This is a genomic window from Streptomyces sp. NPDC002206 (assembly GCF_053593595.1).
Map to the genome: position 1 here is coordinate 306,521 of NZ_JBSFCW010000006.1, position 21,959 is coordinate 328,479.

Here is a 21,959-nt window from a genome sequence, read left to right on the forward strand (position 1 = left end):
ACATTGCGTCTCGCATACTTGTTGGTAACAACGTCTGGTCCCCGGTCGACCCGCGCTCTACGGTGCTCGCATGGAGCCGAACCTGCCCGATGTCGTGCTGTGGTCCATACCGGCCTTCGTCCTGCTCACCGTTGTCGAAATGGTCAGCGCCCGCATTCACCCCGACGAGGACGCCGCCGGGTACGAGACCAAGGACGCCGTCACCAGCGTCACCATGGGGCTCGGCAGTCTCGTGTTCGATCTGCTGTGGAAAGTGCCCATCGTGGCGATCTACTCCGCGGTCTACGAGCTGACCCCGCTCCGCGTTCCCGTCCTGTGGTGGACGATCCTGCTGATGCTGCTCGCGCAGGACTTCTTCTACTACTGGTCCCACCGCGGCCACCACGTCATCCGGATCCTCTGGGCCTGCCATGTGGTCCACCACTCCAGCCGGAAGTTCAACCTCACCACCGCGCTGCGCCAGCCCTGGACCTCGCTGACCGTCTGGCCGTTCTACGTTCCGCTCATCGCCTGCGGTGTCCATCCGGCGGCACTGGCGTTCTGCTCGTCGGCCAATCTCGTCTACCAGTTCTGGGTGCACACCGAACGGATCGACAAGCTGCCCAGGCCCTTCGAGTACGTACTGAACACGCCCTCCCACCACCGGGTGCACCACGCCTCCCAGGGCGGCTATCTCGACCGGAACTACGGCGGCATCCTGATCCTGTGGGACCGGCTCTTCGGCTCCTTCGCAGCCGAGACGGAGCGGCCCGTCTACGGGCTCACCAAGAACATCGCCACCTACAACCCGCTGCGCGTCGCGACGCATGAGTACGCCGCGATCGCCCGGGACGTGCGGGCGGCGGACAGCTGGGGCGAGCGGGCCGGCCGGATCTTCCGCGGGCCGGGCTGGCAGCCGGCGTCGACGGCCGCCTCGACCACCGCCTCCGGCGCTGCCTCCACCGCCGTTCCGGTCCGGGAGAGCACCGGATGAGCGCCGGAGCCGGCACGGACGTCCGAGCACGGTTCGTACGCCCCCTGCTCATCGCGTTTCTCGTCGCCTCCGCCGTCGATCTCGTCGGCGTTCTCGCCGATGTACGGATCGCCCACCTCGTCGCCAAGCCGCTGCTGATGCCGCTGCTCGCCGGGTATGCCGCCGCCCGCCGCGGACCCCGGCTGCTCATCGCCGCGCTGCTCTTCGGCTGGGGCGGCGACACATTCCTGCTGCCCGACGCCGATGCCGCCTTCCTCATCGGCATGGGTTCCTTCGCCGCAGGCCATGTCTGCTATCTGTGGCTCTTCGGGCGGGCCCGCAGCTCCCTGCTGCTCGGCGCGGGGTACGCCGCGGTCCTCGTCGGCTTCGTCGCCCTCATCTGGGGCGGGCTCCCCGCGGACCTGCGGATCCCGATGGCCGGGTACAGCCTGCTGCTCACCGCGATGGCCTACCGGTCCAGTACCCGCGGCCGGTACGCCGCGCTCGGCGGGGCGCTCTTCCTGCTGTCCGACGCGCTCATCGCCACCGGCATCGCCGACTGGCCGCAGCTGCCCGCGCCGGACTTCTGGGTCATGCTCACGTACATCGTGGCGCAGTTCCTGCTGACCGTCGGGGTGCTCACACCGGGCCCGGAACGGACCGCTGCCACCCCTGGGGCGTACGGTGAACGGAGTATCAGCATCTGAGATCAGCAAGGACCCCACGCATGCGCGCCACTGTCATCCACGCCCCCCACGACATCCGTGTCCAGGAGGTGCCGGACCCGACGATCCAGCACCCCACCGATGTGGTGCTGCGGGTCCTTCGGGCCTGTATCTGCGGCAGCGACCTGTGGGCGTACCGCGGCGAGTCCGCCCGCCAGCCCGGCCAGCGCATCGGCCACGAGTTCATCGGAATCGTCGAGGAGGCGGGACCGGAGGTCAACGGTTTCGCGGCCGGTGACCTCGTCGTCGCCCCCTTCGTCTGGTCCGACGGCACCTGCGAGTACTGCGCCGAGGGCCTGACGACGTCCTGCCCGCAGGGCGGCTTCTGGGGCTCGGTCGGCTCCGACGGCGGGCAGGGCGAGGCCGTGCGCGTCCCGTTCGCCGACGGCACGCTGGTCAAGCTCCCGGCCGCCGCCGCGTCCGACGATCGCCTGCTCACGGCACTCCTGGCCCTGTCCGACGTGCTCGGCACGGGGCACCACGCCGCCATCGGCGCGGGCGTGAAGCCCGGCACCACGGTCGCGGTCGTCGGTGACGGGGCGGTCGGCCTGTGCGGCGTCATGGCCGCGAAGCGGCTCGGCGCCGAGCGGATCATCGCGCTCGGCCGCCACCAGGTGCGCACGGACATCGCCCGCACCTTCGGCGCCACGGACGTCGTCGCCGAGCGCGGCGAAGCAGCCGTCGCCGCCGTACGGGAACTGACCGGCGGCGCGGGCGCCCACGCCGTGATCGAGGCCGTCGGCACCGAGCAGTCGATGCGCACGGCGGTCGGGATCACCCGCGACGGCGGCTCGATCGGCTACGTCGGCGTGCCGCACGGCAGCGGCACCGGCCTGGACCTCGGCGTCATGTTCGACCGGAACATCGCTCTGCGCGGCGGCGTCGCCCCCGTGCGCACGTACATTCCGGAACTGCTCCCCGACGTCCTGGCCGGCACGATCGACCCGTCGCCCGTCTTCGACCTCACCATCGGCCTCGACGACGTCCCCGCCGGCTACAAGGCCATGGACGAGCGCACGGCCCTGAAGGTCCTCATCAAGCCGTAGCGGTACGCCACTTCGGCGCATCCGCGCCCAACCGGCCCGGCGGACGCGACCAGTCCGTCGGGCCGCCCGCGAAGGAGACCGGCGGCAGGGCATACCGCAGCCGGCCCGGCGCGCTGTCCGTGGAGCCGAGATACTTCTCGGGGTCGTACGTCTCCGAGAGGTCGTACGCCCCTGACGGGCCGTACGAGTCCTGGGTGCGGGTGAGCCCGCCGCAGAGCCAGTGCGCCGTCTGCCCCAGCGCCAGCCACAGCAGCCGCGAACCGCCGTCGTCGTGCTGCTCGGTCAGAGCCCGCAGCACGCCCGCCGCCAGCAGATAGCCGGTGCCGTGGTCGAGGGCCTGCGCAGGTAGCGCACCCGGCGCCCCGGCGTCCCCCTCCACGGCCGCGATCCCGGTGGCCACCTGCACCAGACTGTCGAAGCCGCGCCGTTCGTGCCACGGCCCGTACCGCCCCCACGCGGACACCTGCGCAAGGACCAGACCGGGACGGCGTACGGCGAGCGCCTCCGGCGTCAGGCCGTACGCCTCCAGCGCGCCCGGCCGGTATCCGGTGACCAGGACGTCGGCGGCGGCGAGCAGCTCGTCGAACGTCGTCCGGTCCGCCCGGTCGCCCAGATCCAGGGAGACCGACCGCTTGCCGAACCCCGTGTCGTTGTGGGCGTCCTGGCTCTCCGGCAGCTGCGGCGCATCGATCCGCAGGACGTCCGCGCCCAGCAGCGCCAGCGTGCGGGTGGCCACCGGACCGGCCAGGACACGGGTCAGATCGAGAACCCGGAGTCCGGTCGCGGGCAGCAGCGGCGAACCCGACACGGCGGGAAGGCGGCGTGGACCCACCTGGCCCGGCCCCTCGGTCCGGTCGAGCGTCAGCAGCGGGCGTGTGGCGATCGCGGCGCCCTGCTCGTGCGCCGCCCACTCCTCGGGGGTACGCAGTGCGACGGCCAGACCGCCCGCGGCGTACACCGTCTCCTCGACCTCCACCGCCCGCCGCTCGGCGAGCACCGCGGCCACCGCGTCCACTCCGGCATCGGCGGGCAGGCCGAGTGCGGTGAGCAACCGGGGCCGGTGGTGCGGGTAGTTGGCGTGGGTGCGGACCCAGCCGTCGGCCGTCCGCCAGAACCGGGACAGCGGGGCGAAATTGGTCGGCGCGCGCCCGTCGACCCGCAGATGGCGCTCGCTGAGGAACGCGGTGGCCACCGCACCGTCGTCGACCCGGACCCGCTCCACCGGTCCGGCGGCGCTGCCTGCACGGCGCGCGGCCAGTTCGGCGGCGGCCAGCGCGCAGACCGCGACGGTGGAACGGGCCAGCTCCATGACGGGCAGCCGCGCGGGCAGCAGCCCGGCCGGTCCGCCGCCGTCGATACGGTCCAGAAGCGCCGGATCGCCGCCGAGGGCGGCCCATGCCTGCTCCGTACCGGAGCTCTGCGTGTCGATCACATCAGCCATGACCGCACTATGGCACCCAGTGCCACCGCAGTGCGAGGGAAGGGCCGGGGACAGTCGTCCCCGGCCCTTCCCCCGATACGCGTGGTGACTACCTGCGGACCGCGTCCAGCGCGTCCACCACCCCGGCACCGTAGAAACCGTTGTGGTTCCTGGAGCCCTCGCAGACGGCGTCGATCTTGCCGTCACCGTTGATGTCGTACGGGTCGCCGCACGCGGTGGCGTCCGCCTCGTTCACCAGCAGCGCCTTCACCGCGGCCGCCGAGGCGTGCGGGTGCGACGACTTGATCAGGGCCACCACACCCGCGACATGCGGGGAGGCCATCGACGTGCCGGCCTTGTAGCCGTACTTGCCGCCCGGCAGCGTCGACAGGATCAGACCGCTCGTGGCCGGCGGTGCGGGCGTCTGGTAGACCGTCGAGTCGCCGCCCGGGGCGGCCACATCGATGATTCCGTCACCGTAGTTGGAGTACGAGGCCTTCAGGCCCTTGGCGCCGGTCGCGGAGACCGTGACGACACCCGGCAGCATCGTCGGGATGTCGAGGCACTCCCGCGGGTCGATCGTCCGGGTCACCGGCGTGGTGTCGTTCGGGCTGGTCGAGTCCCCCAGCGTGTCGGCGGCCAGGTCCTCGCGGCTGTTGCCGGCCGCGGCGACGTTGACCGTGCCCTTGCGCTCTGCGTACTGGCTGGCGCGGGTGACCGCTTCCACCAGGGCGCCCTGGTCGGGGTCGTTCTTGCAGTTGTACAGCCAAGGGTCGGTGTAATAGCTGTTGTTCGTGACATCGACACCGTGCTCGGCGGCCCAGACGAAGCCGCAGACGACGGCCTCGGTGTAGAAGAACCCGCTCGAGGTCGCCACCTTGATGCCCGCAACCTTCACACCCGGCGCGACACCGGTCACGCCGATGCCGTTCTTCGCGGCGGCGATGGTACCCGCGACATGCGTGCCGTGGTCGCTCTCACCGGTCTGCGGACGCCAGGCGCCGTCCGTCGTGTCCGGTGCGCCGCTCACACAGTTCGCCGATGCCCCGCGGTCGAAGTTCGGAGCCAGGTCCGGGTGCGTGTCGTCGACACCCGTGTCGATGACCGCGACCGTGACCTTCTTGCTCCCCAGCGACACCTGGTGCGCCTGGTCCGCCTTGATGGCGGGCAGGTCCCACTGGAGCGGCTCCAACGGATCCTGATCCGCCGTCGCCTCCGCGGCCGCGGCCCGCGCCTGCTCGGCGGAGAGCGACTCCTCGACCCCGATGTCCTTGGTGGCCTGCGGAACGATGGGGTTGGTGCGGGTGGCCCCCGCCGACTCGACCCCCCTGAGCCGGCGGATCGACTGCGCGAACTCCGGGTTCTGCGAGTGGACGACTATGACACCGATCTGCTCGTAGGCGATCACCACCGTGCCACCGGCCTGGGCTATCGCCTTCTTCACCTGCTCGACGGTGCCTTGACCGCCGCGGGTGTTGACGACGTACGACAGCTTCGGGCCGTCCGTCGAGACCGCCGCCGTGGGCAGTCCGTCCGACGGGGCGGCGGATGCGGCACTCGTCGGCAGGAAGCCGAGCGAGGCCGTGAGGGCCAGTCCGACAGGCAGCGCCAGTGCGCGCGTCCGTCTGGATCCCAGATGAGCCATGGGGTCTCCACATCATCCGTGCCAGGCGGCCGGACACGGGGTGTGTTCGGCCGTGTACATGAAGAGCGAAGCTATCGCTGATCATCCCGGCTCATCAATGAGTTGACGGAACTCTGTTCGGAGGCGGCTCCGAACGGATGGGTTCAAGAATAGGCAAACCGCGGTGAACCACTTCGCCGTTCTCTCCGTGCCGTTGTCAGGGGAGGCGCACCACCGACCCCCCGACACCGAGGTCTTCCTGTGAAATCCACCGTCCCCACCACCGCACCCGCATCGCGAGGAGATTCCGTGGCTACCGATGCATCGCCGCCCAAGGCCATTCCTGACACCGGCCCTGCCCAGCCCACGACCGAGGAGTTCGTCGAGGTCCAGGAGAGCGCGGAGTTCGCCGAACTGCGCCACGCGCACCGCTCGTTCGCCTTCCCCCTGACCATCGCCTTCGTCCTCTGGTACCTGCTCTACGTGCTCCTGTCGAACTACGCGGGCGGCTTCATGGGCACCAAGTTGTTCGGCAACGTCAACGTGGCGCTCGTCTTCGGTCTCGCCCAGTTCCTCACCACGTTCCTCATCGCCTGGCTCTACTCCCGCCACGCCGCCACGAAGCTCGACCCGAAGGCCGCCGCGATCAAGTCCCGTATGGAGGCCGACGCATGAGCGCCGCCCACGCCGCGTACCCCACCGTCCAGCTCGCTGCCGAAGGCGCGAGCGAGCACCGGCCGCTGATCATCACGCTCTTCGCGTGCTTCGTCGTCGCGACTCTGTTCATCACCGTGTGGGCAGGCCGGCAGACCAAGGACGCCTCCGACTTCTACGCGGGCGGCCGCCAGTTCACCGGCTTCCAGAACGGCCTCGCGGTCTCCGGTGACTACATGTCCGCCGCATCGTTCCTCGGCATCGCGGGCGCCATCGCGCTCTTCGGCTACGACGGCTTCCTGTACTCCATCGGCTTCCTCGTCGCCTGGCTCGTCGCCCTGCTGCTGGTTGCGGAACCGCTGCGGAACTCCGGCCGCTACACGATGGGCGACGTCCTCGCGTACCGCATGCGCCAGCGCCCCGTCCGTACCGCGGCGGGCGCCTCCACCATCGTCGTCTCGATCTTCTACCTGCTCGCGCAGATGGCGGGCGCCGGTGTGCTGGTCTCGCTGCTGCTCGGCATCACCAGCGACGGCGGCAAGATCGCCATCGTCGCCCTGGTCGGTCTACTGATGATCGTGTACGTCACCATCGGCGGCATGAAGGGCACCACCTGGGTGCAGATGGTCAAGGCCGTCCTGCTCATCGCGGGCACCGTGCTCATCACCTTCCTGATCCTGCTGAAGTTCCACTTCAACATCTCCGACCTGCTCGGCAGCGCGGCGGAGAACAGCGGCAAGGGCAAGGCGTTCCTGGAGCCCGGTCTCAAGTACGGCGCCACCAGCACCTCGAAGCTGGACTTCATCTCGCTCGGTATCGCCCTGGTCCTCGGCACCGCCGGGCTCCCGCACATCCTGATCCGCTTCTACACCGTGCCGACCGCCAAGGCCGCCCGTAAGTCCGTGAACTGGGCGATCGGCATCATCGGCGCCTTCTACCTGATGACGATCGTGCTCGGCTTCGGCGCCGCGGCGATCCTCAAGCCCGGCGACATCATCGCGTCGAACAAGGCGGGCAACACGGCGGCCCCGCTGGCCGCCCTGGAGATCGGCGGCGGCTCCGGCTCCACCGGCGGTGCCATCCTGCTCGCCGTCATCTCCGCGGTCGCCTTCGCCACCATCCTCGCCGTCGTCGCCGGCCTGACCCTGGCGTCCTCGTCGTCGTTCGCGCACGACATCTACGCCAACGTCATCCGCAAGGGCAGGGCCACCGAGAAGGAAGAGATCCGCGCGGCCAAGTGGGCGACCGTCGCCATCGGCATCGTCTCCATCGGCCTCGGCGCCCTCGCCCGCGATCTGAACGTGGCCGGACTGGTCGCCCTCGCCTTCGCAGTGGCCGCCTCGGCGAACCTGCCGACCATCCTGTACAGCCTGTTCTGGAAGCGGTTCACCACCCAGGGCGCCCTCTGGTCGATCTACGGCGGCCTGGCCTCGTCCGTCCTGCTGGTGCTGTTCTCCCCGGTCGTCTCCTCCAAGCCCACGTCGATGTTCCCCGACGCCGACTTCGCCTGGTTCCCACTGGAGAACCCTGGCCTGATCTCCATTCCGCTGGGCTTCCTGCTCGGCTGGCTCGGCTCCCTGCTCTCGAAGGAGGAGCCGGACAAGGGCAAGTACGCCGAGTTGGAGGTCAAGTCCCTCACCGGCGTCGGCGCGCACTGACGAGAAGGAATCGACCGAGGAATTCGCGTCACGCACCGCGCGGTTCCCGCGGCCGCGTCGTAGAGTCCTACGACGCGGCCGCGCCGCCCCTCGTGTCAAACGGGCCACCTCCCTGTCACAGATGTCGCGTAGTCTCGGGAGAGTCAGATCCGCAACCGGGGATCACCGGGGGAGGGGGCGCACCATGCTCATCGACACCTACGATCGGGTCGCCACCGACCTGCGCGTTTCACTGACCGACCGCTGCAATCTGCGGTGCACGTACTGCATGCCCGAAGAAGGCCTGCAGTGGCTGGCCAAGCCGGACCTGCTCAGCGACGACGAAATCGTCCGGCTCGTCCGTATCGCCGTGACCCAGCTCGGAATCAACGAAGTCCGCTTCACCGGCGGTGAGCCGCTGCTGCGCCCGGGCCTCGTCTCCATCGTCGAACAGTGCGCGGCTCTGACCCCCCGGCCGAAGATGTCGCTCACCACCAACGGCATCGGGCTGAAGCGCACGGCGGCCGCCCTCAAGGCCGCCGGCCTCGACCGGGTCAACGTCTCGCTGGACACCCTGCGCCCCGACGTCTTCAAGACCCTCACCCGTCGCGACCGCCACCACGACGTGCTGGCAGGCCTCGAAGCCGCCCGCGATGCCGGCCTCACCCCGGTCAAGGTCAACACCGTCCTGATGCCCGGGCTCAACGACGACGAAGCCCCCGACCTGCTCGCCTGGGCCGTGGAACACGGATACGAGCTCCGCTTCATCGAGCAGATGCCGCTCGACGCCCAGCACGGCTGGAAGCGCGACGGCATGATCACGGCAGGCGACATACTCACCTCCCTGCGCACCCGCTTCACGCTCACCGCCGAGGGCGACGGCGAGCGCGGCTCAGCCCCCGCCGAGCGCTGGCTCGTCGACGGTGGACCCCATCGGGTCGGTGTCATCGCCTCCGTCACCCGCCCGTTCTGCCGGGCCTGCGACCGCACCCGGCTCACCGCCGACGGCCAGGTGCGGACCTGCCTGTTCGCCCGCGAGGAGACCGATCTGCGCGGCGCGCTTCGCTCCGAGGCCCCGGACGAGGAGATCGCCCGCATCTGGCGGCTCGCGATGTGGGGAAAGAAGGCCGGATCCGGTCTGGACGACCCGTCCTTCCTGCAGCCCGACCGCCCGATGTCGGCGATCGGCGGCTAGGAGGACGGGCGTCAGTCCCCGGCGGCCGAGGACTCCCACTCCGCCAGCGTCACGACATCCTTCAGAAAACCGCGCACACCCAAGAACGAGGAGAGATGTTCCCGGTGCTCGTCGCAGGCCAGCCAGGTCTTACGGCGCTCCGGGGTGTGCAGCTTCGGGTTGTTCCAGGCCAGCACCCATACGGCGGCCGCACGGCAGCCCTTGGCGGAACAGATCGGTGCGGCGGAAGCAGCGCTCTCGGCGGCATTTTCGGGGGAGTCCGGGAAGTTCACGGACTCAACCCTAGGCCAGCCGCGGGGTCGGCCTACTGACGCATCCCCTGCCGGAGAAAACGACGCCGAGCAGCCACGGGGGGAGCTGCCCGGCGTCGGTCTGTCGCTCCGACGGGGGATGCGGAGCGCGTAGGAAGTATGTCACGCGGACCGGGGTGCGGTGCACCCGAACTTTATGATTGATCTGAGCTTTTCTTGAGGATTCGGCGTGCCGTGAGCTCAGCTGTGCTCATGCGGATCCGGGGCGCTACGGGCCCGGTCGGAGTCCGCCGGACCGGTCGGCGGGGCGGCCTCGAGCGTCGGCCTGGCGGGTGGCGGCACGAAGGTCGAAGGCAGCGAAGGAGTGTTCTCCCGGCCCGCGTTGGCGATGACCACGGCGACGTACGGGAGCAGCGCACCCAGCGCGAGCGCCACGATGGCCACGGGCTTCTCGATGTTCCACAGCACGGCGGCCAGGATCACCGAAACCGTCCGTACGGACATCGAGATCACATAGCGTCGCTGCCTGCCGCGGACATCGTCCGCGAGGCTCTGCCGGGCTCCCGTGATCCGGAAGACCTCCGCACCACTCTGCTTCCGCATCACGTTCCCGTCACCCTTCCCCTGGCTCTTCACGAGCCGTTCCACGGTACGCCCGGCATCCGGAGGCAGCGAGACCGGGGCACGCAGTATTCGTGCACATCAGCACACTCATGGCACGTATGGACCTGTTCGACATGCGTCGTACCGCTTGTGCGCCAAGACTTGCGCACATGCGCGACACCGCGCCGCACCAGGAGGCGACATGAGTTGGCTGTGGGCGATCATCGTGGGTCTGGTCCTCGGCCTGATCGCGAGGGCGATCCTGCCGGGAAAGCAGCAGATCCCACTCTGGCTGACGACCATTTTCGGCATCATCGGCAGCGTCATCGGCAACGCCGTCGCGACGTGGATCGGCGTCAACGAGACCAAGGGGATTGACTGGACGCGCCATCTGCTCCAGCTGATCGGCGCCGTGGTCATCGTCGGCGTCGGCGACATGCTCTGGACATCGATGCGCGGTACCAGAAAGCAGAAGGCCTGAGTGCAGGCGCGGCCGCAGGACGTCCGACGCGGCGGCGGCCGGGCACGCATGTCGCGTGCCCGGCCGCCGTGTGCCGTCCGCTGCCGGTCAGCCGGCCGTGACCTCGATGGCCGCGAGGTTCTTCTTGCCCCGGCGCAGCACCAGCCAGCGCCCGTGCAGCAGCTCCTCGCGGGCCGGTGCGGCCTCGCCGTCCACGACCTTGACGTTGTTCACGTAGGCGCCGCCTTCCTTGACCGTACGGCGGGCCCCCGACTTGCTCGGCGCCAGACCGACCTCCACCAGGAGGTCCACCAGCGGGCCCAGCTCGGTGACCTCGGCGTGCGGCACCTCGGAGAGCGCCGCGCTCAGCGTGGCCTCGTCCAGATCGCCCAGCTCACCCTGGCCGAACAGCGCCTTCGAGGCCGCGGTGACAGCGGCGCACTGCTCGGCGCCGTGCACCATCGTCGTCAGCTCCTCCGCCAGCGCCCGCTGAGCGGCGCGCGCCTGCGGGCGCTCCTCGGTCAGCTTCTCCAGCTCCTCGATCTCCTCGCGGGACTTGAAGCTGAAGTTCCGCAGGAATTTGGAGATGTCCCGGTCATCGGCGTTCAACCAGAACTGGAAGAAGGCGTACGGAGTGGTCCGGTCGGCGTCGAGCCAGACCGTGCCGGACTCCGTCTTGCCGAACTTCGTGCCGTCCGCCTTTGTGATCAATGGCGTCGCCAGCGCGTGTGCAGCGGACTCGGGCTCGACCCGGTGGATCAGATCGGTGCCCGCGGTCAGATTGCCCCACTGGTCGCTGCCGCCGGTCTGCAGCGTGCAGCCGTACCGACGGTTGAGCTCCAGGTAGTCCATGCCCTGCAGGATCTGGTAGCTGAACTCGGTGTAGCTGATGCCCGCGTCGGAATTGAGCCGCCGCGAGACGGCCTCCTTCGCGATCATCTTGTTGACCCGGAAGTACTTGCCGACGTCGCGCAGGAAGTCGATGGCCGACAGGCCCGACGTCCAGTCCAGGTTGTTGACCATGATCGCGGCGTTCGGGCCCTCGAAGTCGAGGAACCGCTCGATCTGCCCGCGCAGCCGCTGCACCCAGGCGGCGACGACCTCGGGGTCGTTGAGCGTGCGCTCCGCATTCGGCTTCGGGTCGCCGATCAGCCCCGTTGCACCGCCGACCAGACCCAACGGCCGGTTCCCGGCCAGCTGGATCCGGCGCATGGTGAGGATCTGGACCAGATTGCCGAGGTGCAGGCTGGGCGCGGTCGGGTCGAAGCCGCAATAGAACGTGACGGGACCGTCCGCGAACGCCTTGCGCAATGCGTCCTCGTCAGTGGACAGGGCGATCAGCCCACGCCACTGCAGTTCGTCGACGATGTCCGTCACGGTTCTCGTGTCTCCTTGGATGTGCTTACAGACTCCTCCGAGGTTATACGCCCTGGCTCACCGAACTCATATTGAAGTCCGGGATCCGCAGCGCCGGCATCGCGGCCCGGGTGAACCAGTCGCCCCACTCGCGCGGCAGCGTCTTCTCGGTACGGCCCGCCTCGACGGCCCGCGACAGAAGATCGACCGGCGACTCGTTGAACCGGAAGTTGTTCACCTCGCCGACCACCTCGCCGTCCTCCACCAGATACACCCCGTCCCGGGTGAGCCCGGTCAGCAGCAGTGTCGCCGGATCGACCTCCCGGATGTACCAGAGGCAGGTCAGCAGCAGGGCCCGGCCGGTCGTCGCCGCCACCATGTCGTCCAGCGACCGCTCACCACCGCCGTCGAGCAGCAGGTTGTCGATCGCCGGAGCCACCGGAAGCCCGGTCAGTCCGGCCGTGTGCCGGGTGGTCGTCAGACGGTCCAGCCGGCCGTCCCGGATCCAGTCGGTCGAGGACAGCGGCAGCCCGTTGTCGAAGACGGAAGCGCTGTCCCCGGAGGAGTGGGCGATAACGAACGGCGCGGACTCGAGCCCGGGCGCGTTCGGGTCGCTGCGCAGGGTCAGCGGCAGCTCGGACAGCGTCTCGCCGAGCCGGGTGCCACCCCCCGGCTTGGAGAAGACCGTCCGGCCCTCGGCGGCGTCCCGGGCCGTCGACGACCACAGCTGGTAGATCAGCAGATCGGCCACGGCGGTGGGCGGCAGCAGCGTCTCGTACCGCCCGGCGGGCAGCTCGATACGGCGCTCGGCCCAGCCCAGCCGCTGTGCCAGCTCCGCGTCCAGCTCGGCCGGGTCGACATCCTTGAAGTCCCGGGTGGCCCGGCCGGCCCAGGCGGAACGCGAGCGGTCGGGGGACTTGGCGTTCAGCTCCAGCGTCCCGTTCGGCTGGTCGTGGCGCAGCCGCAGCCCCGTCGACGTGCCCAGATACGTCGACGTCAGCTGGTGGTGCGCGAAGCCGTACAGCTCGCGGCCGCCGGCCCGGGCGCGGGCGAACGCGTCACCGAGCGCCGGGGCGAACTCCGCGAACACCTCGGAACTCGTCTCGGCCGGGGCATCCGTGAAATCGGGGGACGAGGGCACGCCGGTGACCAGCGGCTGCGCGTCCTCGGCGGGCCCGGCCCCGCGCGCGGCGGCCTCGGCGGCCCGCACCAGCGGCTCCAGGTCGTCGGCGGTGACTGCGGAACGGGACACCACACCGGACGCCGCGCCCTCGGCGCCGTCGACCGTCGCGATGACCGTCAGGGTCCGTCCCCGGGTCACCCCGTTCGTGGTGAGCGCGTTGCCCGCCCAGCGCAGATTGGCGGAGGAGTCCTCGTCGGCGATGACCACACAGCCGTCGGCGGTGGACAGTTCGAGCGCGCGCTCGACGATCTCGTACGGCTTGCTGACGCGGCTCATCGGCCCGCCTCCTGCGTCGTGTTGAGGATGTTCACGCCTCGGAAGAGAGCGGAGGGGCAGCCGTGCGAGACAGCCGCGACCTGGCCCGGCTGGGCCTTGCCGCAGTTGAAGGCGCCGCCCAGGACGTACGTCTGCGGGCCGCCGACCTTCTCCATCGAGCCCCAGAAGTCCGTCGTCGTCGCCTGGTAGGCGACATCGCGCAGCTGACCGGCGAGCTCGCCGTTCTCGATGCGGAAGAACCTTTGCCCGGTGAACTGGAAGTTGTAGCGCTGCATGTCGATCGACCAGGACCGGTCGCCGACCACATAGATCCCGCGCTCCACCCCGCCGATCAGATCCTCCGTGGACAGTCCGCCCGGATCCGGCTGCAGCGACACGTTCGCCATCCGCTGTACGGGGACATGGCCCGGCGAGTCGGCGTACGCACACCCGTTGGACCGGCCGAGGCCCGTCAGCTTCGCGATCCTCCGGTCGAGCTGGTAGCCGACCAGCGTCCCGTCCTTGATCAGGTCCCAGGACTGGCCCTCGACACCCTCGTCGTCGTAACCGATGGTCGCGAGCCCGTGCTCGGCGGTGCGGTCGCCCGTCACGTTCATCACGGGCGAGCCGTACGCCAGCTTGCCCAGCTGGTCGAAGGTGGCGAACGAGGTCCCGGCGTACGCCGCCTCGTATCCCAGCGCCCGGTCCAGTTCCGTGGCATGGCCGATCGACTCATGGATCGTCAGCCAGAGATTCGACGGATCGACGACCAGGTCGTACGTCCCCGCCTCGACGCTCGGCGCGCGCATCTTCTCGGCGAGCAGACCCGGGATCTGCTCCAGCTCGGAGTCCCAGTCCCAGCCGGTGCCCGTGAGGTACTCCCAGCCGCGCCCCACCGGCGGTGCGATGGTCCGCATCGAGTCGAACTCACCGGTCGTCCCGTCCACGGCGACGGCGGTGAACTGCGGATGCAGCCGCACCCGCTGCTGGGTGGTGACGGTGCCCGCCGTGTCCGCGTAGAACTTGTTCTCGTGGACGGTCATGAGCGAGGCGTCCACATGCGCGACACCCTCCGCGCCGAGGAGCCGGCTGCTCCACTCGGCCAGCAGCCCCGCCTTCTCCTCGTCCGGTACGGAGAACGGGTCGACGTCGTACGCCGACACCCAGGTCCGCTCGCCGTGCACCGGCTCGTCCGCCAGCTCCACCCGCTCGTCGGACCCGGCCGCCGCGATCACCTTGGCCGACAGCTTCGCCATGGCGACCGCCTGGGACGCGACCTTCGCCGCCGCGTCCATGGTGAGATCCACGCCGGACGCGAACCCCCACGCCCCGCCGTGCACCACACGCACCGCGTACCCGAGATCGGTGGTGTCCGAAGTCCCGGCGGGCCGGGCGTCCCGCAACCGCCAGGACGCACTGCGCACCCGCTCGAAGCGGAAGTCCGCATGGACGGCGCCCAGCGCTCGGGCCCGGGCCAGCGCCGCGTCGGCGAGGGCCCGTAGCGGCAGGGCCAGGAATGACTGATCTACCTCATGGGGCACGTCGGCTTTCCCCTTCTCGACCTGTGCGATGTGTCTCCGCAGTGAATCATGCGGTGCGAGCCCGTCAGGGGCCTCTGTTTTTCCCGTATTTTTCCGCAGCCGATCCGGCGGCGCGGGGCGCGGCACTGTAGGAACCCCACAGTGCCTTGCGGAAGCCACTGTCAGGGGCCGATTCCCCGTGGAGCACCTGGTACCGATAGGTTTTCGAGGTACCAGACCGCTATCGAAAGGGTGATCCGTTGAGCCGCTCGGTTCTCGTCACCGGAGGAAACCGGGGCATCGGCCTCGCCATCGCCCGCGCTTTCGCCGACAACGGCGACAAGGTCGCGATCACGTACCGCTCGGGCGAGCCGCCCCAGGCCCTCACAGAGGCGGGCGTTCTGGCCGTCCGGTGCGACATCACCGACGGCGAGCAGGTGGAGCAGGCCTACAAGGAGATCGAGGAGAAGCACGGTCCGGTCGAGGTGTTGGTCGCCAACGCCGGTATCACCAAGGACCAGTTGCTGATGCGGATGTCCGAGGAGGACTTCACGTCCGTACTCGACACCAACCTCACCGGCACCTTCCGGGTCGTCAAGCGCGCCAACCGCGCCATGCTGCGCGCCAAGAAGGGCCGCGTCGTCCTCATCTCCTCCGTCGTCGGTCTCCTCGGCTCGGCGGGGCAGGCGAACTACGCCGCCTCCAAGGCCGGTCTGATCGGCTTCGCCCGGTCGCTGGCGCGCGAGCTCGGCTCGCGGAACATCACTTTCAACGTCGTCGCGCCCGGTTTTGTCGACACCGACATGACCCAGGCGCTCACCGAGGAGCAGCGCAAGGGCATCGTCGCCCAGGTGCCGCTGGCCCGCTACGCGCAGCCCGAGGAGATCGCCGCCGCGGTGCGCTTCCTCGCCTCCGACGACGCGTCGTACATCACTGGAGCCGTCATCCCCGTTGACGGCGGATTGGGCATGGGTCACTGACCACCATGATCGGAATTCTCGACGGCAAGCGCATCCTCATCACCGGTGTGCTGATGGAGTCGTCCATCGCCTTCCACACCGCCAAGGTGGCCCAGGAGCAGGGTGCCGAAGTCATCCTGACCGCCTTCCCCCGGCCCACGCTGACGGAGCGCATCGCCAAGAAGCTGCCCAAGCCCGCCAAGGTCATCGAGCTGGACGTGACCAACACCGAGCACCTGGACCGGCTCGAAGGCCTGGTCCGTGAGGAGCTCGGTTCGCTGGACGGCGTCGTCCATTCCATCGGCTTCGCGCCGCAGGACGCGCTCGGCGGCAACTTCCTGAACACCCCGTTCGAGTCCGTCGCCACCGCGATGCACGTCTCGGCGTTCTCGCTGAAGTCGCTCGCCATGGCCTGCAAGCCGCTGATGAGCGAGGGCGGCTCGATCGTCGGTCTCACCTTCGACGCGCAGTTCGCCTGGCCGCAGTACGACTGGATGGGTCCGGCCAAGGCCGCGCTGGAGGCCACCTCCCGTTACCTCGCCCGCGACCTGGGCAAGGACGGCATCCGCTGCAACCTGATCTCTGCGGGCCCGATCGGCTCGATGGCCGCCAAGTCCATCCCGGGCTTCTCGGAGCTTGCGGACGTCTGGAACACCCGTTCCCCGCTCTCCTGGAACATGGCCGACCCGGAGCCGGCCGGCCGCGGCGTCGTCGCGCTGCTCTCGGACTTCTTCCCGAAGACCACGGGCGAGATCATCCACGTCGACGGTGGCGTGCACATGATGGGTGCCTGACCTCGTAGAACCCTGTACGAAACGGCCGCGTACCACCTCCGAGCGGATGGTGCGCGGCCGTCGTACGTCCCCGCCCGGCCGCTCGCCGCTCAAGTCGAAAAGATGGTCGATGCACCGCAGAATGTGGTGGAACCGGACTTTTGGTCAGGCTGCGGGGAGGAGGTCGCTGTGCGCCCCATACGTCGCCGAACCTGGGCCCTGCTGGCGGCCTCGGTCGCCGTCGCCGCACTTGTCGTCGCCATGGGCATATCCGGTCTGGGGTGGCTCGGGACGTCCGCGCCGACCGCCCCCCTCCCGGACCCGCATGGCGCCGACTGCCGTACGTCGGTCCAGGGCTCCTGGGTGGTCGCCTACTGCCACAACCCGTACCCGACCAACGACCGGGTACAGCTGCACACCGAATGCGACCGCTGGTGGGACATAGACGCGGACGGCGTACCCGTCGACGTCGCCCCCGGACAGACGGTACGGCTCGACGACCGCTGCTGGAAGGAAGTCGCCTCCGTCTGGATCACCCACCAACGGATCTAGGCGAACCCCTCTTCCGGCCCCTCCGGAACATTCGGATCAGACCCGGTCCACCAGGCAGCTGAGCGCATGACTCGCGGCCTCGGCGGCCGCCGTCTCCGCGTCACCGGCCCGGATCGCCTCGACCAGCCGAGCGTGGTCCATATGGTTCTCCGGCCGTAGCTCGTGCCCGACATCGACCCGCAGATAGTCGCGCAGCAGATCCCCCAGGTCGGCGTAGAGGCCCGTCAGCACGTCATTGTGCGAGGCGGCGACCACGGCCAGGTGCAGCGTCGCATCCGCGGCCACGAACGCCTCGGCGTCACCCGCGGCCCAGGTCTCCTCGCGACGCGCCATGAGCGCGTCCAGTTGCCTCAGATCCCGCTCGGTGCGCCGGGCGGCCGCCAGCCGGGCCGCTGACGACTCCAGCGTCGACCGCAACTCGGCGACATGACGCGGGTCGGAATCCGCGAACCGGCGGTGCATCACTCCGGCCAGCTCACTGGTGGCGACGACGTACGTGCCCGACCCCTGCCGGATGTCCAGCAGCCCGTTGTGCGCGAGCGCCCGCACCGCCTCGCGGACGGTGTTACGGGCCACCCCCAGCTGCTCCACCAGTTCGGGTTCGGTCGGAATCCGGGAACCGACGGGCCACTCGCCCGAGGTGATCTGATTCCTCAGCTGTGCGATCACCTGGTCGGCGAGTGCCGACCGCCGCGGGGACGTCAAAGCCATGATGCTCCTTGCTCGGATCCTCGGGGCTTCCGGATTCTCCGGTTCCCGGGTTTCTCGGAGGTTTCCGAAGGCTCTCGGAGGAGTGGACAATCAATCATCCCATGATTCTATGATGGACCCCATGCCCGAAGACGAGACCCAGCCCCAGACCCGGACCCAGAGCCCGCACACCGGCACGGCGACCGCCTCAGCCATGGAGTCCCCGGCACCGCAGACCGCGCAGACCACCTCCGGCCCGGCCGGCCCCGCCCCCTGGGTGCTCCGTCTGGTCGCCGTCGGCCTCGTCCTCACCGCGCTCAACCTCCGCCCCGCCATCACCAGCCTCGGCGCTCTGCTCGAAGAGGTACGGGACGGGCTGCACATGAGCGGCAGCGTCGCCGGTGTCCTCACCTCCGTGCCGCCGCTCTGTTTCGCGGTCTTCGGCATCATGGCGCCGCGCCTCGCCCGCCGCTTCGGCCCCGGTGCGGTCGTCTGCGCCGGCATGGTCGCCATCGCGACCGGTCTGGTGATCCGGCCGTTCGTCGGCTCCACGGCCGGTTTCCTCGCCGCCAGCGCGCTCGCCCTCATGGGCATAGCCGTCAGCAACATCCTGATGCCGGTGATCGTCAAGCGCTGGTTCCCGGACCGGGTCGGCTCCATGACCGGCCTCTACTCGATGGCGCTGGCCCTCGGCACCGCGCTCGCCGCAGCCGTCACCGTGCCCATGACCGATGCGCTCGGTGGCAGTTGGAAGGCCGGCCTCGGAATCTGGGCCGTGCTCGCCGTCGCCGCGGTGCTGCCCTGGATCCCGCTGTTGCGGGACAGTCGCGGCGCCCCCGGACAGGCCACCGCCCAGCAGCACGGGGATGCCCCGGCACTGCGGATCACCCGCAGCCGCACCGCCTGGGGGCTCGCCTGCTTCTTCGGCCTGCAGGCCACCGCCGCCTACATCGCCATGGGGTGGATGCCGCAGATCTTCCGCGACGCCGGGGTCTCGGCGGGCACGGCGGGCGTCCTGCTCGCCGTGACCATGGCGATGGGTGTGCCGCTCGCCTTCGTCATCCCGCGGGTCGCCGCCCGGATGAGGAACCAGGGCCCGATCGTCGTCTTCCTCTGCGCCTGCGGCCTGGTCGGCTACGCGGGCCTCTACCTTGCACCGGCCGGCGGTGCCTGGGCCTGGGCGGTGCTCCTCGGCATCGCCAACTGTGCCTTCCCGCTCGCCCTCACCATGATCGGCATGCGTTCCCGCAGCGGCGCCGGAGTGGTCCGGCTGTCCGCATTCGCCCAGTCCACCGGCTATCTGATCTCGATCCCCGGTCCGCTGCTCGTCGGCGTGCTGTACCAGCACAGCGGCGGCTGGGGACTGCCGATCGCGCTGATGGCGGGCCTGATGGTGCCGCAGATGGTGGCGGGGATCCTGGCCGGCCGGGACCGGACGATCGAGGACGAATGCTGAGATGCGAGACTGGCCCCATGCCAGTTCTCGATCCGAATCCCCAGAACGGTCAGAAGAAGCTTCTCCTCGTGCTCGGGGCGATGCTCCTGATCACGGTGATCATCGGAGTGATCGCCTCGGTCGCCTCCCCCTGACGCTTCTCTCCGACGCCTCGGACCGCGCCGCCTCCCTCCCGGCCCGCACTCCTCGTGCGTTCCGCCGCCGGGGCCGATGGTGGGGCTAGCACCACCATCCCCTAGGGGGCCAGGGTCAGGGTGAAGTGGGTGGGTCGCCGGATGGGACCGGCACCCCCGCATCCGTAAGTTCTGAGTATCAGAACCGATGGCCCACGGAGGCGGACATGGCGGCCCGTACCTACACCCGATCCCCCCGCCCGGCCTCGGCCGGTGTCGAGGTCAGGCTGCCGTGGTGGGCCGTCGCGCTGCCCGCAGTCGCGTTCGCCGCACTGCTGCTGCTGATCTCCGGATCCGGCGAGGCGCACGCCGCGACGGGCGACTCGGCGATCGGTCAGCTGCTTGAGCGAATCGTGGACCTGCTGGCCCGCTGACCCCGTTCACCCGCAGTGGGGGAGCCCTCCAACACCCTGCGCCGGGCGGCTCATTTCGTGCGAAGCTGAGGTGTATGAGCGTCGATACACCTCGCAGGATCGTCCTACTCAGGCATGCAAAGGCGGAATGGTCGCAGGACTCCGACCATGAGCGGCCGCTCGCGGAGCGTGGCCGCAAGGATGCCCCCGTGGCAGGCCGCAAACTCGTCGACTCCGGCATCGTCATCGATCTGGCCCTGTGCTCGACCGCCGTCAGGACGCGCGAGACCTGGAAGCTGGCGGTGCACGAGATGCCTCACCGGCCCAAGACCGTGTACGAGGAGCGGCTGTACGAGGCCTCCCTCGGCGAGCTGATCGTCCTGCTCAACGAGACCCCCGACGACGTACAGAACCTGCTTATCATCGGCCACAACCCCGGCATGCATGCCCTGGCGGACGCCCTGGCCGGTTCGGCGGAGGGCGAGACCATGGCCCGGATGACCCGCGGCGGCTTCCCGACCGCCGCGTTCGCCGTGATCGAGTTCTCCGGTTCCTGGAAGGGCGTGGAGCACGGGGTGGGCAAGCTCGTCGAATACTGGACGCCGAACGACTGATCACGCCGCAGTACGCGGAAAGGCCCCGGCACGGGACGCATGGTCGGTGCCGGGGCCTGTCCCGTACGCGAGGTACGAGGCCGGTCGGTCAGTCGACGAGACCGTCGGCGGCCTCGACCTCCTCACGAGTGATCCCGAGCAGATACAGCACGGTGTCCAGGAACGGCACGTTCACCGCGGTGTGCGCGGCCTCGCGGACGACCGGCTTGGCGTTGAAGGCGACCCCGAGGCCGGCCGTGTTCAGCATGTCCAGGTCATTCGCGCCATCACCGATCGCGACGGTCTGTGCAAGCGGCACCCCGGCCTGCTCGGCGAAGCTGCGCAGCAGCCTGGCCTTGCCCGCCCGGTCCACGATGTCCCCGACGACCCGGCCGGTGAGCTTGCCGTCGACCACTTCCAGGGTGTTGGCAGAGGCGAAGTCGAGCCCGAGCCGTTCCTTCAGATCGTCGGTGACCTGGGTGAACCCGCCGGAGACGACGCCCACTTGGTAGCCGAGCCGCTTCAGCGTACGGATCAGCGTGCGGGCGCCGGGCGTCAGTCGCACCTCGGCGCGCACCTTGTCCACCACCGACACGTCGAGCCCCGCCAGCAGCGCCACCCGCGCGTGCAGCGACTGCTCGAAATCGAGCTCGCCGCGCATCGCCTGCGCGGTCACCTCGGCGACCTTGTCCTCGCAGCCGGCGTGGGACGCGAACAGCTCGATGACCTCGTCCTGGATGAGCGTCGAGTCGACATCCATGACGACCAGCCGCTGCGCACGCCGGCTGAGTCCGGCCGATACGACGGCGACATCGACCCCGATCCCGGCGGCCTCGGTGGCCAGCGCGGTCCGCAGCTCCGCGGTCGCGGTGCCGGACACGGCGAACTCGACGGCCGTGACCGGGTACTTCGCCAGCCGGAAGATCCGGTCGATGTTGCCGCCCGTCGACGTGATCGTGGCCGCTATGGCTGCGGTCGACTCGGCGGTCAGCGGGTGTCCGAGCACGGTCACATGGGAGCGCCCGTAACCACGCGGCCGGTTGTCACCGGTCCCGGAGATGATCTCGGCCTGCAGTTTCAGCGATTCGGCCCAGCTGTGCACGGTCGCCCGCAGATCGCCCTCGGTGGTGCCGGCCGCGGCGGTACCACCGGTAGGAGCGGTGACCAGCGCGCACAGGACGATCCGGCCACGGGTGACGACCTGCTCGATGTCGATGACATCGACCGCGTAGGCGGCGAGCGTGTCGAAGAGCCCGGCGGTGATGCCGGGACGGTCCTTCCCGAAGATCTTGACGAGAAGGGTGGGGGTGTCGGCGCCCTGACGGGACGCAGGGGCCTCAGGGGGCTCAGGAGACGGGGAGGACTGAGGGGGCTGAGATGCGCTCATGGTGCCTCCACCGTATCGGTCCGCCTCACACGCCCGAAGCCCCGTCCCGCGGACCGGACACCGGGAAGGGATTCCCGACCGGCGCGTTTCCAAGCCGGTCCGGCGCCCGGGAACGGAGCTTTCACCTGGCGTTCTCGCGCCC

At 69.7% G+C, this 21,959-nt stretch carries 23 protein-coding genes; 14 read left to right on the top strand and 9 right to left on the bottom strand.

Going from position 1 to position 21,959, the window contains the following annotated elements:
• The first annotated feature begins 70 nt into the window (after positions 1–70).
• From ACWCP8_RS15385 to ACWCP8_RS15395, 3 genes are read left to right on the top strand one after another with little or no spacing between them, the layout of a single operon-like run.
• Positions 71–973 (top strand): sterol desaturase family protein, encoded by a 903-nt coding sequence (locus tag ACWCP8_RS15385; protein ID WP_352264667.1) that lies wholly within the window; start codon positions 71–73, stop codon positions 971–973.
• Positions 970–1,659 (top strand): lysoplasmalogenase, encoded by a 690-nt coding sequence (locus ACWCP8_RS15390; protein WP_451116329.1) that lies wholly within the window; start codon positions 970–972, stop codon positions 1,657–1,659. Before ACWCP8_RS15385 ends, ACWCP8_RS15390 begins: the two co-directional genes overlap by 4 nt.
• 20 nt (positions 1,660–1,679) lie before the next feature.
• Positions 1,680–2,723 (top strand): zinc-dependent alcohol dehydrogenase family protein, encoded by a 1,044-nt coding sequence (locus ACWCP8_RS15395; protein ID WP_352264671.1) that lies wholly within the window; start codon positions 1,680–1,682, stop codon positions 2,721–2,723.
• Here the strand turns inward: ACWCP8_RS15395 and ACWCP8_RS15400 are convergent.
• On the bottom strand, positions 2,713–4,164 hold the full coding sequence (locus tag ACWCP8_RS15400) for a CoA transferase (RefSeq protein ID WP_451116331.1): 1,452 nt from the start codon (positions 4,162–4,164) through the stop codon (positions 2,713–2,715). The genes ACWCP8_RS15395 and ACWCP8_RS15400 overlap by 11 nt on opposite strands.
• An 88-nt stretch (positions 4,165–4,252) precedes the next feature.
• Complete coding sequence (locus tag ACWCP8_RS15405; protein ID WP_451116333.1) at positions 4,253–5,788, bottom strand: S8 family peptidase; 1,536 nt, start codon at positions 5,786–5,788, stop codon at positions 4,253–4,255.
• A gap of 288 nt (positions 5,789–6,076) precedes the next feature.
• Between ACWCP8_RS15405 and ACWCP8_RS15410 the strand changes: the two genes are divergently transcribed.
• The 3 genes from ACWCP8_RS15410 (at position 6,077) to moaA (ending at position 9,253) form a co-directional block, all read left to right on the top strand.
• Positions 6,077–6,442, top strand: coding sequence for a DUF485 domain-containing protein (locus ACWCP8_RS15410; RefSeq protein WP_352264676.1), 366 nt, complete (start codon positions 6,077–6,079; stop codon positions 6,440–6,442).
• Positions 6,439–8,079, top strand: a complete 1,641-nt coding sequence (locus ACWCP8_RS15415; RefSeq protein WP_352264678.1) for a solute symporter family protein — start codon at positions 6,439–6,441, stop codon at positions 8,077–8,079. Before ACWCP8_RS15410 ends, ACWCP8_RS15415 begins: the two co-directional genes overlap by 4 nt.
• A gap of 184 nt (positions 8,080–8,263) precedes the next feature.
• The gene (moaA, locus tag ACWCP8_RS15420; RefSeq protein ID WP_352264679.1) at positions 8,264–9,253 is read left to right on the top strand and encodes a GTP 3',8-cyclase MoaA; all 990 of its coding nucleotides are present in this window, start codon (positions 8,264–8,266) and stop codon (positions 9,251–9,253) included.
• Between the two features lie 11 nt (positions 9,254–9,264).
• Here the strand turns inward: moaA and ACWCP8_RS15425 are convergent, their stop codons facing one another.
• Both ACWCP8_RS15425 and ACWCP8_RS15430 read right to left on the bottom strand, forming a co-directional pair.
• Complete coding sequence (locus ACWCP8_RS15425; protein WP_328628338.1) at positions 9,265–9,525, bottom strand: hypothetical protein; 261 nt, start codon at positions 9,523–9,525, stop codon at positions 9,265–9,267.
• A 219-nt stretch (positions 9,526–9,744) separates the two neighbouring features.
• Complete coding sequence (locus tag ACWCP8_RS15430) at positions 9,745–10,107, bottom strand: DUF3099 domain-containing protein (protein ID WP_451116370.1); 363 nt, start codon at positions 10,105–10,107, stop codon at positions 9,745–9,747.
• Positions 10,108–10,309: 202 nt separating this feature from the next.
• Between ACWCP8_RS15430 and ACWCP8_RS15435 the strand changes: the two genes are divergently transcribed.
• Positions 10,310–10,588, top strand: a complete 279-nt coding sequence (locus ACWCP8_RS15435) for a GlsB/YeaQ/YmgE family stress response membrane protein (protein ID WP_352264681.1) — start codon at positions 10,310–10,312, stop codon at positions 10,586–10,588.
• An 87-nt stretch (positions 10,589–10,675) separates the two neighbouring features.
• On the opposite strand, the gene tyrS is transcribed toward ACWCP8_RS15435, so the two are convergent.
• Genes tyrS through ACWCP8_RS15450 form a run of 3 tightly spaced genes read right to left on the bottom strand, consistent with a single transcriptional unit; the run spans position 10,676 to position 14,902 of the window.
• Positions 10,676–11,944: a tyrosine--tRNA ligase gene (gene tyrS, locus ACWCP8_RS15440; RefSeq protein WP_451116336.1), complete on the bottom strand. Its 1,269-nt coding sequence runs from the start codon at positions 11,942–11,944 to the stop codon at positions 10,676–10,678.
• 43 nt (positions 11,945–11,987) lie between these two features.
• Positions 11,988–13,382: a metallopeptidase TldD-related protein gene (locus ACWCP8_RS15445; protein WP_451116338.1), complete on the bottom strand. Its 1,395-nt coding sequence runs from the start codon at positions 13,380–13,382 to the stop codon at positions 11,988–11,990.
• Positions 13,379–14,902 (bottom strand): TldD/PmbA family protein, encoded by a 1,524-nt coding sequence (locus ACWCP8_RS15450; RefSeq protein WP_326631330.1) that lies wholly within the window; start codon positions 14,900–14,902, stop codon positions 13,379–13,381. Before ACWCP8_RS15450 ends, ACWCP8_RS15445 begins: the two co-directional genes overlap by 4 nt.
• 239 nt (positions 14,903–15,141) lie before the next feature.
• On the opposite strand from ACWCP8_RS15450, the gene fabG reads away from it, so the two are divergent.
• The 3 genes from fabG (at position 15,142) to ACWCP8_RS15465 (ending at position 17,165) form a co-directional block, all read left to right on the top strand.
• Positions 15,142–15,861: a 3-oxoacyl-[acyl-carrier-protein] reductase gene (fabG, locus tag ACWCP8_RS15455; protein WP_352264685.1), complete on the top strand. Its 720-nt coding sequence runs from the start codon at positions 15,142–15,144 to the stop codon at positions 15,859–15,861.
• Between the two features lie 5 nt (positions 15,862–15,866).
• Positions 15,867–16,634 (top strand): enoyl-ACP reductase FabI, encoded by a 768-nt coding sequence (gene fabI, locus ACWCP8_RS15460; protein WP_352264687.1) that lies wholly within the window; start codon positions 15,867–15,869, stop codon positions 16,632–16,634.
• 168 nt (positions 16,635–16,802) lie between these two features.
• Positions 16,803–17,165, top strand: a complete 363-nt coding sequence (locus tag ACWCP8_RS15465) for a hypothetical protein (protein WP_352264689.1) — start codon at positions 16,803–16,805, stop codon at positions 17,163–17,165.
• 36 nt (positions 17,166–17,201) lie between these two features.
• On the opposite strand, the gene ACWCP8_RS15470 is transcribed toward ACWCP8_RS15465, so the two are convergent.
• Complete coding sequence (locus ACWCP8_RS15470; RefSeq protein ID WP_352264690.1) at positions 17,202–17,876, bottom strand: FadR/GntR family transcriptional regulator; 675 nt, start codon at positions 17,874–17,876, stop codon at positions 17,202–17,204.
• Positions 17,877–17,997: 121 nt separating this feature from the next.
• Between ACWCP8_RS15470 and ACWCP8_RS15475 the strand changes: the two genes are divergently transcribed.
• From ACWCP8_RS15475 to ACWCP8_RS15490, 4 genes are all read left to right on the top strand, one after another.
• The gene (locus ACWCP8_RS15475) at positions 17,998–19,311 is read left to right on the top strand and encodes a CynX/NimT family MFS transporter (protein ID WP_352264692.1); all 1,314 of its coding nucleotides are present in this window, start codon (positions 17,998–18,000) and stop codon (positions 19,309–19,311) included.
• A 17-nt stretch (positions 19,312–19,328) separates the two neighbouring features.
• On the top strand, positions 19,329–19,445 hold the full coding sequence (locus tag ACWCP8_RS15480) for an SGM_5486 family transporter-associated protein (protein WP_267005888.1): 117 nt from the start codon (positions 19,329–19,331) through the stop codon (positions 19,443–19,445).
• A 206-nt stretch (positions 19,446–19,651) separates the two neighbouring features.
• On the top strand, positions 19,652–19,858 hold the full coding sequence (locus tag ACWCP8_RS15485; protein WP_326602903.1) for a hypothetical protein: 207 nt from the start codon (positions 19,652–19,654) through the stop codon (positions 19,856–19,858).
• 74 nt (positions 19,859–19,932) lie between these two features.
• Positions 19,933–20,451: a SixA phosphatase family protein gene (locus tag ACWCP8_RS15490; protein ID WP_451116342.1), complete on the top strand. Its 519-nt coding sequence runs from the start codon at positions 19,933–19,935 to the stop codon at positions 20,449–20,451.
• Positions 20,452–20,539: 88 nt separating this feature from the next.
• Here the strand turns inward: ACWCP8_RS15490 and serB are convergent, their stop codons facing one another.
• Positions 20,540–21,817 (bottom strand): phosphoserine phosphatase SerB, encoded by a 1,278-nt coding sequence (gene serB / locus ACWCP8_RS15495; RefSeq protein ID WP_352264695.1) that lies wholly within the window; start codon positions 21,815–21,817, stop codon positions 20,540–20,542.
• Positions 21,818–21,959: the final 142 nt, after the last annotated feature.